This window comes from Rhodanobacter sp. T12-5 (assembly GCF_008329435.1).
Classification (GTDB): Bacteria; Pseudomonadota; Gammaproteobacteria; order Xanthomonadales; family Rhodanobacteraceae; genus Rhodanobacter.
On sequence record NZ_NPKN01000010.1, the window covers coordinates 35709 to 51170 of the forward strand.

General features: G+C 66.0%; 15 protein-coding genes. 8 read left to right on the forward strand and 7 right to left on the reverse strand.

What is annotated here, in order from left to right; genetic code table 11:
- Positions 1-173 precede the first annotated feature (173 nt).
- A complete protein-coding gene (locus tag CIW53_RS16895) occupies positions 174-515 on the forward strand; it encodes a hypothetical protein (RefSeq protein ID WP_172969716.1) in 342 nt (113 codons plus the stop codon).
- Between the two features lie 16 nt (positions 516-531).
- Entirely contained in the window at positions 532-960 is a 429-nt protein-coding gene (locus CIW53_RS16900; protein WP_149365897.1) for a DUF2231 domain-containing protein, read from the forward strand.
- Here CIW53_RS16900 and CIW53_RS16905 read toward each other — a convergent pair.
- The 6 genes from CIW53_RS16905 to CIW53_RS16930 form a co-directional block, all read right to left on the reverse strand.
- Positions 938-1591 carry a DNA-3-methyladenine glycosylase gene (locus CIW53_RS16905; RefSeq protein ID WP_149365898.1) on the reverse strand — a complete coding sequence of 218 codons (654 nt, stop codon included), beginning with the start codon at positions 1589-1591 and terminating at the stop codon, positions 938-940. The two genes, CIW53_RS16900 and CIW53_RS16905, sit on opposite strands and share 23 nt — an antisense overlap.
- A gap of 4 nt (positions 1592-1595) precedes the next feature.
- The gene (alkB, locus tag CIW53_RS16910) at positions 1596-2255 is read right to left on the reverse strand and encodes a DNA oxidative demethylase AlkB (protein ID WP_149365899.1); all 660 of its coding nucleotides are present in this window, start codon (positions 2253-2255) and stop codon (positions 1596-1598) included.
- Positions 2252-2980 (reverse strand): 2OG-Fe(II) oxygenase, encoded by a 729-nt coding sequence (locus tag CIW53_RS16915; protein WP_149365900.1) that lies wholly within the window; start codon positions 2978-2980, stop codon positions 2252-2254. Before CIW53_RS16915 ends, alkB begins: the two co-directional genes overlap by 4 nt.
- Positions 2977-4053 carry a bifunctional DNA-binding transcriptional regulator/O6-methylguanine-DNA methyltransferase Ada gene (gene ada, locus CIW53_RS16920; protein ID WP_149365901.1) on the reverse strand — a complete coding sequence of 359 codons (1077 nt, stop codon included), beginning with the start codon at positions 4051-4053 and terminating at the stop codon, positions 2977-2979. Before ada ends, CIW53_RS16915 begins: the two co-directional genes overlap by 4 nt.
- 96 nt (positions 4054-4149) lie before the next feature.
- Complete coding sequence (locus tag CIW53_RS16925) at positions 4150-5166, reverse strand: NAD(P)H-quinone oxidoreductase (RefSeq protein WP_149365902.1); 1017 nt, start codon at positions 5164-5166, stop codon at positions 4150-4152.
- A gap of 39 nt (positions 5167-5205) precedes the next feature.
- Positions 5206-5907, reverse strand: a complete 702-nt coding sequence (locus tag CIW53_RS16930) for a pirin family protein (protein WP_149365903.1) — start codon at positions 5905-5907, stop codon at positions 5206-5208.
- Positions 5908-6440: 533 nt separating this feature from the next.
- On the opposite strand from CIW53_RS16930, the gene CIW53_RS16935 reads away from it, so the two are divergent.
- A complete protein-coding gene (locus tag CIW53_RS16935; RefSeq protein ID WP_149365904.1) occupies positions 6441-7832 on the forward strand; it encodes a tyrosinase family protein in 1392 nt (463 codons plus the stop codon).
- 159 nt (positions 7833-7991) lie between these two features.
- Here the strand turns inward: CIW53_RS16935 and CIW53_RS16940 are convergent, their stop codons facing one another.
- Complete coding sequence (locus tag CIW53_RS16940) at positions 7992-9572, reverse strand: SDR family oxidoreductase (RefSeq protein WP_149365905.1); 1581 nt, start codon at positions 9570-9572, stop codon at positions 7992-7994.
- 421 nt (positions 9573-9993) lie between these two features.
- Here CIW53_RS16940 and CIW53_RS16950 point away from each other — a divergent pair, with 421 nt between their 5' ends.
- The 5 genes from CIW53_RS16950 (at position 9994) to CIW53_RS16970 (ending at position 15422) form a co-directional block, all read left to right on the forward strand.
- Complete coding sequence (locus CIW53_RS16950) at positions 9994-11241, forward strand: MFS transporter (protein ID WP_149365907.1); 1248 nt, start codon at positions 9994-9996, stop codon at positions 11239-11241.
- Positions 11238-12236, forward strand: coding sequence for a helix-turn-helix domain-containing protein (locus tag CIW53_RS16955; RefSeq protein WP_149365908.1), 999 nt, complete (start codon positions 11238-11240; stop codon positions 12234-12236). The genes CIW53_RS16950 and CIW53_RS16955 overlap by 4 nt, the downstream gene beginning before the upstream one ends.
- A 183-nt stretch (positions 12237-12419) precedes the next feature.
- On the forward strand, positions 12420-13280 hold the full coding sequence (locus CIW53_RS16960) for a sulfotransferase (RefSeq protein WP_172969717.1): 861 nt from the start codon (positions 12420-12422) through the stop codon (positions 13278-13280).
- Positions 13281-13622: 342 nt separating this feature from the next.
- Positions 13623-14699, forward strand: a complete 1077-nt coding sequence (locus CIW53_RS16965; protein ID WP_242451962.1) for a hypothetical protein — start codon at positions 13623-13625, stop codon at positions 14697-14699.
- 192 nt (positions 14700-14891) lie between these two features.
- Positions 14892-15422 carry an ECF-type sigma factor gene (locus tag CIW53_RS16970; protein WP_172969718.1) on the forward strand — a complete coding sequence of 177 codons (531 nt, stop codon included), beginning with the start codon at positions 14892-14894 and terminating at the stop codon, positions 15420-15422.
- Positions 15423-15462: the final 40 nt, after the last annotated feature.

Consider the following 15462-nt stretch of genomic DNA (forward strand, 5'->3'; position numbering starts at 1 on the left):
CGCCGAGGGTACCAGTTGCCCGGACCGGGTCGCCGCACCCTGGTCGAGCGGCGGCCGCCGGAAAGGTGCACTCTGCAGTGGCGCCGCCATGCCTCGGGAACCTTGGCGCGTGTCGCCGCATCCGATCTTCAGCGCCACCTTTTACCAACGCGATGCAACCAAAGGGGAATGACATGTTGCTCTATGCAGTTCTGGTTTTTGCGATTGCCGCCATCGGCGGCCTGGTGCTGGCTTCCAGCGTATTGCGCGGCAAGCTGGCGCCGTGGGCGATCTCGGTGCTGCACGCACTGCTCGGCGCCAGTGGCCTGGTGCTGTTGATCATCGTGGTGCTGCAGGGCGCGGCACCGGGCCGACTCACCGCCGCGCTGGCCCTGCTGGTGCTGGCGGCGTTGGGCGGCTTCTTCCTCGCCTCGTTCCACCTGCGCAAGCAGGTCGCACCGAAGGCCGTCGTGTTCGTCCATGCCGGAGTGGCGGTGGTCGGTTTCCTGACCCTGCTCAGCCTGCTGCTGGCCTGAGTAGGCAGGAATCGCCATGCGCCACCCACTGCATCCGGCCCTGGTCCATTTCCCGATCGCCTGCTGGTCGCTGGCCACGGCGGCGGATCTGGCCAGCCTCGCCTGGGGCGAGCCGGCGTGGCGGTTTGCCGGCGTAATGCTGCTGGCGGGGATCGGTTTCTCGATTCCCGCCATGCTGGCCGGCTTTGTCGAACTGGCGAAGGTCGCGGAGGACAATCCGGCGATCAAGGACGTCAACCGGCACATGATTTTGGTGATGAACGCGCTGGCCTTCTACACGGCCAGCCTGTTCCTGCGTCTGCAGGGAACCCGTCTGGCCGAACCCGGCGCGCTCGCGATCGGGCTTAGCGTGGTGGGCTTCCTGTCACTGTGCGTTGCCGGCTGGCTCGGCGGCAAGCTGGTGTACACGCATCGACTGGGCGTCAAGTCGCTGCCGCCGGCGTAGCTCCTTTCACGGGGCGCGGCACGCGCCACAGATACCAGGCAGCGGCCGTGCGATGCGGGCTCCAGGCCTGGCCGATCGCCGCCATCGCCTTCGGCGTGGGTGCGGTGTCGAGCGACTTGAGCAGGCGATAGCCTTCGCGCACGCCGAAATCGTCGGCGGGCAGGATGTCCGGCCGGGCCAGGCTGTAGATCAGGAACATCTCCACGGTCCAGCGGCCGATGCCTTTCAATGCGCTCAGCCGGGTGACGAGTTCGTCATCCGGCAACTCCCGCGCGCTGGATAGATCCGGCACCACGCCGCTCAGTGTGGCCGCGGCGATGCCGCGGATCGTTTCGATCTTGCGCGCCGAGAAACCGCAGGCACGCAGCGCCCCGGTGTCGGCGTCGAGCACTTGCGTCGGCGATGGAAACGGCTGCTGCGGATGCAGTGCCAGCATGCGCGCCAGGATCGCGTCGCCGGCCCGCACGTGCAATTGCTGGTAGGCCACCGCACGCACCAGCGCCTCGAACGGTTCGCGCGCGGGCTTGGGCTCATGCCCGCACGGGCCGAGTCGCGAGATCAGGCCAGCCCAGTCGGCATCGATCGCGGCCAGTGCGGCCGCGGCGTCGGGCGTTGAGGGCTTGCGCTTCATCCCGTCACGGGCCGGCACGGCGGAAGGTCAGGTTGATCCGGGATTCGCCGAGTACGTCATGGCGATTCGGCTTGAGCGGCAACACGCCGTGGTAACGCAACCGGGACGCACCGCCCCACACCACCACATCGCCATGCGCCAATGGCACGCGCCGTGGCCGATCCGAGCGCTGCATGCCACCAAACAGGAATACCGCGGGAATGCCCAGCGACACGGAGACGATGGGCTGCGCAAAGTCGTGTTCGTTGCGGTCCTGGTGCAGGGTCAGGCGGGTGCCGGGCCGATAACGATTGATCAGGCAGGCATCCGGCACGAAGGCGCCGAACCCGGCTTGTGCCGCCGCCGCACCGGCCAGCCCCAGGAAAACCTCCGGCATCGATGGCCATGACCTGCCGCTGTCCGGATCGACCCGGTCGTAGCGATAGCCGCGACGGTCACTTACCCAGCCCAGCGTCCCGGCATTGGTCATGCCTACCGACATGCGGAAACCGCCCGGCGTGACCAGGTGGCGAAATGGCGCCTGCGCCACGATGCGGTCGAGCGCCTGCAGCAAAGGCGACTCGTCGACCAGCGCAAACCCGCGCAGGACCACCGCGCCTTCGCACAACGGCTCGTCGCCGGATTCGGGTCCACTGGCAGTGGCGAACAGATCGGTCGTGATCATGCGGCGTCGTGAAAGATGATGCCGAGCGTATGCCGATGGCCGCTGCGCACGCGACTGACGCCATGGCGCAGGTTCACCCGGTAGCTGCCACGCGTGCCCGGCACGGGCCGCTGATGCACCGCGAAGATCACGGCATCGCCCTGACGCCACGGCAACACGTCGACCCGCGACTGCATCCGTGGCCGCTGTTCGGTCAGCACGAATTCGCCACCACTGAAATCACGGACCGGTTCGGACAACAGGACCGCGACCTGCAGCGGAAACACGTGCTCGCCATAGAGATCCTGATACAGGCAGTTGTAGTCGCCCGCGCCGTACTGGAGCAGCAGCGGGGTAGGGCGGGACTGGCCGGCGGCGTGGCAGCGCTGGAGGAAAGCGGCATGCGTGTCGGGATAGCGCACCTCGCTGCCCATCGCCGCGTTCCAGCGATTCGCGATCGGCACCAGCCGCGGGTAGACCGTGTCGCGCAGGCTGGCCACCGCGTCCGGCAGCGGATAGCTGAAGTATTTGTATTCGCCGCGCCCGAACCCGTGCCGGCCCATCACGACCCGGCTGCGAAACAGCGCGTCATGCGGATACAGCCCGGCCAGCGCGCGACATTCCTGCGGCGACAACAGGGCATCGAGCATCGCGCAACCGTACGCGTCGAGTTCGCCGGTGATGGCACCCCAGTCGACAACCCGCAACCGCGCGTCAATATCGACCGCCGCGGCAACCGCGTTCATGCCCTGGCCTCGCGATCCAGCAGGGCGCGCTTGCGTTCCACGCCCCAGCGGTAACCGGACAGGCCGCCGTCGTTGCGCACCACGCGATGGCACGGAATAGCCACCGCCAGCATGTTCGCCGCACACGCACCGGCGACAGCGCGTACCGCTCGGGGCGAGCCGACACGACGCGCGATCTCGCTGTAGCTGACCGTGGCGCCGGCAGGAATCTCGCGCAACGCCTGCCATACGCGCTGCTGGAACGCCGTGCCGCGCACGTCCAGCGGCAGGTCCAACCCGATCGCCGGTGCCTCGACGAAGCCGATCACGGTGGCCACCCGCTGCTCATAAGCCGGGTCGGCACCGATCAGGTTGGCCCTGGGGAAGCGGTCCTGCAGCTCGCGCACCAGGGCGTCCGGGTCGTCGCCGAGCAGGATCGCGCAGACGCCGCGCCCGCTCTGCGCCACCAGGATCGCACCCAGCGAGCATTCGCCGATTGCAAAGTGGATGTCGTTGTCGGCGCCGCCGGCACGGTAGCTGGACGGCGTCATGCCCAACACCTGGTTGGAGGTCGCGTAGAAACGGCTGCTGGCGTTGTAGCCGGCGTCGAAGATCGCCTCGGTCACCGTGCCGCCCCGGCCCAGCTCGCTGCGCACGCGACCGGCACGATGCGCGGCCGCGTATTGTTTTGGCGTCACCCCGGTGACGGCCTTGAAGATGCGATGGAAATGGAACGGACTCAGGCCGGACGGTTGTGTCAGCTGTTCCAGCGTGGGTGCGGTTTCGGCCTGTTCGATCTGCCGGCAGGCTTCGGTGACCATCGCGGCATGCTGTTCCGGCAGCGACGGCCGATCCGGCTTGCAGCGCTTGCACGGACGAAAACCGGCGCGCTCGGCGGCGGCCGCGGAATCGTGGAACATCACGTTTTCCGGACGCGCCGGACGCGCGCCGCAAGACGGCCGGCAGTACACGCCGGTGGTCCGGACCGAGTAGAAGAACCTCCCGTCGGCACGCGCGTCGCGGGCCTGCACCGCGGCCCAACGTGGATCGTTCTGGGTGGCGGCCGATGCCGCATGTTTGTCGAAAGTCTTCATGATCGTGCTCTCCGCAAGATTATCGCGCATGACTCAATCTACGGATCGGCAACGCCTGCGGCACTCCGGGTCTTGCGTTTGAATTCGAACGGCGCGCTACGGAACCTGGTGTTCCCATTGCAGCACCAGCTTGCCGATATGGGTGCTGCTTTCCATCAGCGCATGCGCTTGCGCCGCCTCGACAGCAGGAAATACCCGATGGATCACCGGCCGTATCCGGCCGTCCTCGAGCAGCGGCCAGACCTTGTCGTGCAGCTGCCCGGCAATGGCACCCTTGAACGACACCGGTCGCGCACGCAACGTGGAACCGGTGAGGGTGAGGCGGCGTCGCATGATGACTCCGGCATCGATGTCGGCCGTGCGGCCACCGAGTGTGGCGATGATCACCAGCCGACCACCTTCGGCCAGCGCGTCGAGTTCGCGCGGGATGTAGTCGCCGGCGACCATGTCCAGGATCACGTCCACGCCGCGCCCCGCGGTCGCCTGTTTCAGGACCTCGACGAAGTCCTGCTTGCGGTAATTGATCGCCCGTTCGGCACCGAGTCCTTCGCATGCCGCACATTTTTCCACGCTCCCTGCCGTGGCAAACACGCGATGGCCGAACGCGCGTGCCAACTGGATCGCGGTCACCCCGATACCGCTGGAACCGCCTTGTACAAGCACCGTTTCGTGCGGGCCGCCTTCGCCACGGCCCAGATGGCCGCGCTCGAACAGATTGCTCCATACGGTGAAATAGTTCTCCGGCAGCGCCGCCGCCTCGACTATCGACAGTCCCTTCGGAATGGGCAGGCATTGCAGTAGCGGCGCCGCGGCATATTCCGCGTAGCCACCGCCGGCAAGCAGGGCGCACACCGCGTCGCCCGGCTTGAGCCCGAACGGATTGCCGCGACTGAAGTCGCCTTCCAGCAGTACGCCGGCCACCTCCAGTCCCGGCAGATCCGACGCTCCGGGCGGCGGGGCGTAGTTGCCTTGGCGCTGGAACACGTCCGGACGATTGACGCCAGCCACCGCCACCTTGATCAGCACCTCGCCAGGACCCGCCTTCGGGATGGGCCGTTCGGTCAGCTGCAATACCGCCGGGGTGCCGGGACGGGTGATCTCGATGGCCTGCATGGGGCTACTCCTGGGTGATGTTCAGGGCGTGTCTGCGGTTCAGGGCGCAGTGTCGACCAGCACCAGTTCTGCATCTTCCAGTGCCGTCACGCGCAGTACCGTTTCATCCCGAATGGCGGCGCCATCCCGCGCGTCGAGCTTCACGCCGTTAAGTTCGACCGCGCCCTGTGCCGGCACCAGGTACGCGTAACGGCCCGCGCCCAGCGTGTACTCGGTGGATTCGCCGGCCTTGAGCGTGGCGCCCAGCACGCGCGCGTCGGTGCGCAGCGGCAGCGCCTCGGTATCCTCCTTGAAACCGCTGGCCAGGGTGACAAAGCGACCTGAACGATCCCCCTTGGGAAACGGCCGTGCTCCCCACGATGGCGGCTTGCCGCTCTCGCCGGGGATGATCCAGATCTGGAAGATGCGCGTGGTCCCGTCTTCCAGGTTGTACTCGGCGTGGGTGATGCCGCTGCCCGCGCTCATCACCTGCACGTCGCCGGCCTCGGTGCGACCTTCGTTGCCGAGGCTGTCCTTGTGGCTGATCGCGCCTTCGCGCACGTAGGTGATGATTTCCATGTCCGCATGCGGATGCGGCGGAAAGCCGCTCTGCGCGGCAATGGTGTCGTCGTTCCACACGCGCAGCGCACCCCAGCCCATGCGGTCGGGATCGTGGTAGCCCGCGAACGAGAAATGATGCTTGGCCTTGAGCCAGCCGTGGTCGGCTCCGCCCAGGCTGTCGAAGGGTCTGCGTTCAATCATGGGGTGTTCTCCTGCGCATTGCGCCAGTGGGAGTGCATAGCATGGGGTTGCGCTGTGGCGGCGTGAACCGGCGCGGAGGAAACACATTGTTGCCTGATCGGCACGCCGGCCGCCACGCTGGCCGCCACGCGCGCCACTACCGATGCCAATGGAGCGGCCGCATCGGGCGAGGGGATCGTTGCGGGGGCGAGTCTCCGCTGGCGGCGACAAGCGCTTCCAATCTCCAATCGTGCTGGCATTGACCTGCATCAACGAAGGAATGCCAGCCCCGCCTAACCTGAAACCAGGGATCGTCCCGAACCCGGATCGATGGAGGCGACCGGCCCCAGGCTGACGCGGCGCGATCCGCGCGCGCCGCATTCTTCAATATCGCAATCGGCTCCGTGTGCGCCGGCGTTCCTCCGAGAGCCAGCCGTGCCCTTCAACGACGCAGTGTGGCCGTATTCCGCTCTGCAAACCCGATAGGCAAAGACGCGGTGGGGAGCGCCCGCCGGGCCGAAGTCGCGAGTTACAACGACAGGGAGAACGTTCACATGATTTCCAGAAGACATTTCCTGCAGTCATCACTTACCGTCGCGCTGGTCCCGTTCCTGCCGCGTGTCGCTCTTTCCGCGACGTTGAGAGTGCGGCCGAGCTGGGACACATTCCGCAAGGGGACGCTGTTTCCGGTCTTCCTTGAAACGGTGGCCAAGATGAAGGCCAATACAAACGCCGCCGATCCCCGAAGCTGGTCCTATTGGGTGGGCGTCCACAAGAATTTCTGTCCGCACGGGCGGCCGTACTTCCTCGCCTGGCACCGCGGTTTCCTGTTCCGGTTCGAGGCGCAGCTGCGCAAGGTCGCGGCGAATTCGAGTCTGATCCTTCCTTACTGGGACTATTACGTCGACCCGATCCTGCCAGCGGAATTCACCGATACCCGTTCCCCGCTGTATGTTCCCAATCGCGCCGGCGATGACGTGACGAATGCGCTCAGTCTGGGTCCGTTCGATGATTCCGTCATCAATTTTCCGCGTTACTACACCAATGCGTTCGAACCGAAGGTCGAAAGCCTCCCGCACAATGCGGTGCACAACCTGATCGGCGGCATCATGGGCAGTGTCACGCTGTCGCCGACAGATCCGATCTTCTGGGTTCACCACGGCAACATCGATCGGCTGTGGGCCGCGTGGGTCAAGGCGGACCACGGGCGCACCATGCCTTCGAAGACGAGCTCCTACTGGTCGGGGAGCTTCAGTTATGGCGCCGGCGTCTCTTCCATGTTGCGTATCGGGACGTACTCGACCTACGGCCTGAACTATGAATACGAGGACGAATCGATGCCGGCCGCGCTTCCCGCGTCGATGCTGCGGGCCCCGGCGACCCTTTCGCTGCAGGCTCTTCCGCCGAAACCACTGGACACTCAGACGGTGTCCCTGGGCGGCGCGCAGCAACTGTCCCTGGATCAGCACTCGGTCAGCATCGCCGTGCCGCTTACCGCGCAGGATCAAACCCGTGTGCGCTCGCTGTTGATGAAGCCGGCAGCCACAACCGCACTGGCTGGCACTTCAATCCGCGTCGTGCTGGACGGCGTTCGCCTCACAGGGCTCGGCCAGAAAGGTGGCTATTTCTACAAGGTCTATATCAATTTGCCCGATCAGGCGGGGATCGCCTTGGCCGAAAACAATTATCTGCTGGGTACGCTCGGCCCAATCGAGATCACGGCCGCGCAGCACATGCAGCAGATGCAGTCTGGCGCGCACGCGCCGACCAGCGACGGGGTGCAGGTGAGCTTCCCGGCTACCGAGGCCCTGCAGCGGATCTGGCCGGCGAATCTCGGCAAGCTGAGCGTTTCCTTCGTCCGTGTTGATGGCCGCACGCAGGCCAGGGGAACGATGATCACGGTGAGGGAGTTCAGGTTGGAAGCGTCGGATATGCCGGCGAAATAGCAGCCGTCGAACGGGAACGGCGCTGCGTGGCTGCGGTGTTGTTTCCGTTCGAAGATGCGTCTCGGCGCGGCACCGGGGTGAGGCCGATCACGGTGTCGCGGATGCCTGCCGATGGAGTCCGCCCGTGCGCAACGGATTGCGCCGGCGTGACGTATCGACTTACCAGTCCGTGGGGCGGTAATCCTTCAGAAACTGCCCCCACACGTGCTCGCCGGTGTTGATGCCGCTGATGATCGGATCGACGATGCGCGCGGCGCCGTCGACGATGTCCAGCGGCGGGTGGAAGCGCTCTTCCAGTACCTTCTTCGCGGCCAGTTCGGCCGGATCTTCGTCGGTCACCCAGCCCGTGTCGACGCTGTTCATGTGGATGCCGTCGTTGTGGTAATCGGTGGCCGAGGTGCGCGTCATCATGTTCAGCGCGGCCTTGGCCATGTTGGTGTGCGGGTGGCGGGTGGTCTTGAAGCTGCGGTAGAACTGGCCCTCCATCGCCGACACGTTGACGATGTGCTTGTCGCGCTCCGGCGTGCGCAGCATCAGCGGCTTCAGCCGCGCGTTGATGATGAACGGCGCGATCGCGTTGACCAGTTGCACTTCCAGCAATTCGACGGACGGCACCTCGGCCATCAGCAACCGCCAGGAATTGCGCTCGCGCAGGTCGATCTGCTGAAGGTCCTGGTCGAGCCGGCCTTCGGGGAACAAGTGGCTTTGCGCCAGCAGTTCCTCCGGCAGCAACGGCAATTGCGACAGTTCGGCAGCACGAGTCAGGCCGGGAATGTTCGTTTCGCGACCGGCCCCGGCTATTGCGCTCGACGATGCGCCGGCTTCGGGCAGGATGTTCGAGCTGCGCAAACCTTCGTAATGGCCGACCAGCTTGCGCACGTGTTCGGGCAGGTCGTGCAGCGCAGCGGTCTCGCCTTCCATCATGTGCGCATAGAAATCCGGCGGGCGGCGCACCGTCTGGCAGGCGTTGTTGATGATGAAGTCGAGCCGCGGGCGCGTGGCGACCAGTTCCTTGCAGAACGCTTCCACACTTGGTGTGTGACGCAGGTCCAGGCCGTAGACCTGCAACCGATGGCTCCATTCGCCGAAGTCCGGCTCCTGCGCATAACGCGCGGCGGAATCACGCGGGAAGCGCGTGGTGACGATCAGCTCGGCGCCGGCGCGCAGCAGCTTCAAACCGGCCTGGTAGCCGATCTTCACGCGCCCGCCGGTGAGCAGCGCCACACGGCCGCGCAGGTCGACCAGCTCGGTGCGCTTGGCGTAATTGAATGCGGCGCAGGTCGGGCACAACTGGTCGTAGAAGAAATGGATGGCCGAGTACTTCTGCTTGCACACGTAGCAGTGTTTCGGCTCGATCGACTCGCGCGGCTGCGCGGCATCGGCATCGGTGTTGATGTCGTGCGGCAGGAAACCCTCGGGCGCAAACACGCTCGAGGTGGTGAACACCGGCTTGCGCCGCAGCGCGCGGATGCCGGTCTGGTTGAGTACCGCATCCTCGGCCTCCAGCTTCGACGCATGCCGCGCCTTCTCGGCCGCCTTCAACTTGATCCGGCGGGCCACCGGGTCGGGGTGATAGACCCGGGCCACGGCCTGGTGCAGGCGGGCACGGTCGTCTGCCGGCAAGTTGTCCAGCAACTGCGGATCGGCTGCCACGGATTCGAGCAGCCGGGTAGCGGCAAGCAGTTGCTCGCTCAGCGTCGAGCCGGTGTCGTCGAGCGTTGGCACGTGAAGAGTGGTCATCGTCAGGTCGTGAGCTGCGTGAAGGCGACTTCGTGGATGCCGCAAACAGGGGGCCAGCCGGGCAGGCCGGTTTGGTCAGCCTGCCATTTTGCCTGTTTTTGGCCGGTCGCGCCCGGCGTGGGGGGAGAAACGACGCCGCCGGAGCGTCCACCTGGTTGCATTTCGCCGGCTTCGTCGACGTTGCGGCACGTGACCGCGAGCGTCAGCCGCGTCACAAGGTGTCGTGATCCGACCGGGCATTCGCGGGCCGCCGCACGCGCGGTCGCGGCCGATGCACACCGTGCGGCTGGATCGACTCCATCGAAAGGCGACAGGCCACGCGCATCGCCTCGATGGCGCGTTTCTTGATGGGCATGTCTGCGCACGCATCTTGGCTTGAGGAGAAATTCCGCTGTCCGATTCACACCCGACTGCGGGCGACATGCCCGCCTCGCTCGTCGTTTTGCTGGCGCTCGGTCATTGCGCAGCTTTTGCCGATCGCAGTCTTCCTGCCGTGGCGGCCCCGCTGTTGAAGGCCAACCTGGGCCTTTCGGACGCCCAGTTGGGCCTGATCGACGGGCCGGCGTTCGTCGTGCTCTACGCCGTCGGCATGCTCGCCAGTTGGCCGCTGGCGAGTTCGCGGCATCGCGTTCGTCTGCTGGCAGCGTGCATCGCCCTGTGGGTATTGGGCATGCTGTTTTTCGCGCTGGGGCGATCGTTCGACATGCTGGTCGCCGCCCGGGCGTTGGTCGGGCTGGCGCAATCAGCCTTTGTGCCGCTTGCACTCGGCTTGATCGTGGAACGCTCTGCGCCGATGTGGCGCGCGCGTTCGATCGCAGTGTTCACCGCCGCATCGGTGGTCGGACGCAGTATCGCTTCGCTGGCCGGTGGCGCGACGCTGGCATTGCTTGAGCGCTGGGCTCCGGCTGCGGGGCTGGCGCACTGGCGTCTGCTCTTCCTGGTGATGGCGGCACCGAACCTGCTGCTCATCGTCTTGCTGTTGCGCTGCGCGGAGCAACCGCCGGCATCGCCATATCCCATGGCTTGCGTCAGGCAGTTGCTGGACTGGTTCCGGCGTCGACCTAGACTGATCAGCCTGTACCTTGGCGCTGCGGTGAGCAGTGTGCTGATCGTGCAAACCATCGGCGCCTGGGCGCCTTCGGTGCTGCATCGTGAACAAGGGCTCGCGCCAGCCGCCGCGGCGCTCGTCTTTGGCGTGGCGCTGCTGGCGGCATCGCCGCTGGGGCACTTGAGCGCGGGCACGCTGGTCGATCTGCGCAGCAAACGGGTGCCCCCGATGATGGTCATGGCAGGTGGCTTGCTGCTTGCCGTACCACTGCTCTGGATGTTGCCCGGTGCCACCTCGTCGGTAATGGCTTGCAGCCTCCTGGCGCTGACCTCCCTGGTTGGCGGCATGGCTGCCGTCGCCGCGCTGGCCGGGCTGCCGCCGATGCTGCCCATGGCGCTCCGCGACGCCGGCGTGCGCATGTTCCTGGTATTCATCACCGTGCTCGGGGTGGGGCTGGGGCCGTTCGTCGCGGGCGTGGTCAGTGACGGCATCGGTACCGGCGCGCACGGACTATCCACCGCGCTGTACCTGGTGTGCGTGGCAGCGGCGATCCTGGGGGCCGGCTCGGCCTTGCTGGCAAGCGCGGGCTGGCGCCGCGCCACCCTGGAGAACGCCGGATGAGCGAGATGTTCGCGTTTGACAGTGCCGACTACGCAGTGGGTGAGGCGTTCGAGCGCTATCGCGATCTCTATGCCGGCGGTTCGGATGTGGAGCGCACGTCCGATCCGTTCTTCGCCCGCGTCAGGAGCTGGAGACTGGACCGGACTTTGCTGTTCGCCCGGGAATACGGCGGCATAAGGCACCGCCGAAAGGAGCGCGTGGCATCCGATGGATTCGATCATTTCGTGCTGCACCACGTGGTCGGGGGCACGCTGGTCGGCGGGCCTTATGGTGCTGCGGTGGCGATCGCTCCGGGGGAAACCCTGCTGCTGGATACCCGCGAGACGATGGAAAGCACCGCTCGCGACGCAAGCCTGATCACGGTCAGCGTGGCGCGCGATGCGGTGCGGGCTGCCGCCGGCAGCCTCGACAACCTGCATGGCCGCACGATCGGAACGGAAGAGGGCGCGTTGCTGTGTGCCTTGTTGCACGCATTGGTCCAACAGGCACCCCGTTTGCCACCGGGCGCACAGCCTGCGGTCACGCGCAGCCTGGTCGACCTGTTGTCCGTGGCGGTCAATCCTGCCGGCACCGGTGCGCGGTCCGACTTCTACCGGTTGGAATACGTGCGTCGCGAAGCGGCACAACGCCTGATCGAATTGCGCCTTGCCGACCGCGATTTTTCGGTGCAGGACATCGTCAGCGAAACGGGCGTCTCGCGCGCGAGCTTGTATCGCCTGTTCGAATCCAGCGGTGGCGTGGCCCGGTTCATCCAGCTGCGGCGGTTGCAGCACCTGCGTGATCGCCTGGATGACCGCGCCTTCGACGCCTGCCCACTCGCCGAACTGGCACCCATGTCGGGGTTTTCGGGCGAGAGCCATGCCGGTCGCCAGTTCAAGCAGGCGTTCGGCATCTCCCCCGGCGCCTATCGTGCAGCCAGCATCCGGGGAGCCCGCGAGCCGTCGATCGATCTCATGACACGACGCTGGAGCAGCAGCCTGACCGAACTCAACTGAGCCGATTTCCGCCACGACGGCGAATCAGCACCTGCGTCGCGAGAATGCAACGCACAGACATGTCGCTTGCTGCTGCCCATGCTTAGCATGAACAGGTGCGACGCGCGTCATGGATGAATCGAACAGTGGTGTGATGCAGCCGATCATGTCGGCCGGGCAAGCGCGTCGCATGCTTACGCCCGCATGGCGTTTCCGCTGCATGTCAGACCGTCGAACCCGCTGGGACATTGCTTGCGACCTGTACATTTCATATCGGGCTTGCCGCGATCCGGCTCGACCCTGCTCGCAGGGCTGCTGCGCCAGAATCCCCGCTTCCATGCCGGCATGAGCAGTCCCGTGGGTGGTTTGTTCGACACCTTGCAAGGGCAGATGAGCGGGCGCAACGAATACGCGGTGTTCATCAACGATACCCAGCGTCAGCGCATCCTGCGGGGGCTGTTCGACAACTACTACGGTGATGAATTCAGCGCCGACGTGGTGTTCGATGCCCACCGCATCTGGTGCAGCAAGCTGGGCATCCTGAAAGTACTTTTCCCGCAGGCGAAAATGATTGCCTGCGTGCGGGACATGCCGTGGATCATCGACAGCATCGAGCGACTGGTCCGGAGCAATACCCTCCCGCTGTCGTCCATCTTCAATTACCAGCCCGGCAGCACCGTCTATTCGGGCAGCGAAAGCCTGGCCCATGACGATGGCATCGTCGGGTTCGCCTACAACGCCTTGAAGGAGGCGTACTACGGCGAAGACACCGCCAATCTGATGCTGCTGCAGTACGAAACCCTGGTGAGCAATCCCGTCGCTGCGGTGAGGGCGGTTTACGCCTTCATCGGCGAGCCGGTGTTCTCTCACGACCTGGAGAACGTCAGCCTCGACGCCGACGAAGTCGACCGGCGTGCCGGCACACCGGGCCTGTCTGCCGTGCGCAAGAAAGTCGAGGCACGCGAGCGCATCAGCGTGCTGCCGCCGGATGTGTTCCGACGCTTCGAGAACGACGCCTTCTGGCGCGATCCGCAACTCAATCCGCGCGGCGTACGCGTGGTCTGAGCATCACCCCCGGCGCCCCTTGCATCAAATGCCCCTGGTCGAATCAGTCGAATGGAGCAGGGCTGACGCGCCATCGCGCGCTTCCGGTGATCCGGCGAGGCAGGGCATCGCCATCGGGCGACCGGCGGATACTCTTCGCACAACGGCGCTACCGACTGCGTTGAATTGCCAGCTACCGCACACTTTGGTGTCTGCAAATAATGCAAAAGTGGAGCCGTGACCATCCGGTCGGATGGCAAGAGTGATAGTCGTGCGGAGTGCGGGCGCCTGCGGAGTCGGGAGCCGCCACCGCCAAGGTTGGAAGGGTGTTCCGTGAGCGTGCCAACGGCAGCCATCGTAAGCTTGAAAGAGGCCATCCAGGCCGGTTTTGCCGCCGTATTTTCAACGACCATCGACGCCATGACGGGGGATCTGCCAAACGCACATGGGGCGTTGCCGATCGGGCGGCGGATCGCCGGGCAGGGCTGCCATGGTGCGATGCCGCAGGCCACCGGTGGCGGTGTGCGCGCCGCAGCGCCCGCGCATGCTCCGCGCATCCGCTTCGTCTACTTTCCCTCGACCGACGGTGGCGAGCGACGCATGGCCTGTCATCAGCATCTGGTTCGCGCCGAGGTGCTGCTTGCCCGCGTGCTGGCCGCCTGTGCAGCAGGGCTGCGCCCGATGGCTCCGGCACTCGATCACGCTGCCGAAGCGCGCGCCATGGTGCAACCGCCACGCGAACTCTTTCATGCTGCCACACTTGAATACCGCCGCTGGTTCGACGCCGACGGCTCCGCACGCGTGCAACCGTTGACCCAGGAAGCACTTGCAGAGCAACTGACCCTCGTCGACGGCTTGTCGATGGAAGATGCCCGGCACCGCGCTGCGCATCGTTCGCACGCGCTGCCGACGGCAGACCAGGCGTGGCTGATTGATCGCCGCAACACGCCGCTGCCCCAACGCCCCCTCAATCAGGCCGAGTTTCATGCCTTGGCCGGCGCCATCGATGGGGCGTGGCAGACATGCCCCGGCTCGTCGCATGGCGAGCGCGCCAACCGACAGATCGCCTTGCGCGTCGCGGCCATGCTGGGCGGCCTGCTGGACGAATACACCGCCGCGCCGTTCCAGGTCGAAGCGCTGGCGCAGGCTTTCGCCCAACGCCACCTTGTCCATCTGCGCCAGATCATCGAAAGCTCCCGCCAGGCAGAGGCCAGCTCCGGCGTGCTGCTGACCGGCCCCAAGGCCTGGTTTGCCGCCAAGGCGGCTCGGATGCATGCCGAACACCAGATCGGCCTGTGCATGTCGCCGTCGGCTTTCCCGACGCTGCGCCTGACCACGCGTCCGGTGATCGCCGTGGTCGGCGGCCGGCTGCGCACCTTCGTGCACGGCTGGCATCGCGGTACGCCGCGCGCCGAGGTGGCGTTCACTGCCTTGGGTTGAACGGTGTCGCGGCGGCCTCGGCGGCAGCCGTATCTGGCTGAGCGCTGAGCGACCGAGAGGCCAAGCGTAGCGCCACACCGTGCCGGTATTACGGCCCATGCCCCTGTTGCTCCATGCCATGGCGCGCCGGCCAACCGGCACAGGCGTACCATGCTGCCGTTGAAGGCCTGCAACGCATGGAGGTACTTCACCATGTCCGATACCCGGCAGGTACCGGTCGATCACTCGGCACCGGCATTGTTCGTCGCGGTCTACGCGCGCCTCAAGGCGATGGCCGCGCGGCAACTGGCCGGACAACGCAATGCCACCCTGGACACCACCGAGCTGGTGCACGAGCTGTACCTGCGCATGGGGCAACGGGAGGCATTGCAGTTCGAGCATCCGGCCCAGTTTTTCAGCTATGCCGCGCGTGCCATGCGCCACCTGTTGATCAATCGCGCACGCGACCGCCTGCGCCTGTGCGCCGGCGGGCAATGGCAGCGCGTCACGCTGGACGATCGTGAGCTGAAACTCGCGCTGGACACCGCCGAGCAGGCGTTGGCGCTGGATGCGGCGCTGGACGAGCTCGAACAGGCCGATGCGCGCGCCGCCCAGGTCGTGGAGTTGCGCTTTTTCGCCGGGCTCAGCCTGGAGCAGGTCGGTGAAACGCTCGGGCTGTGCCGGCGCACCATCGACCGCGACTGGCGCTTCGCTCGCGCGTTCATCAAGGCACGCATGGACTAGCAGTTGTCTTTCTACAACCTGCCAGCCAGGCAACAGTAAT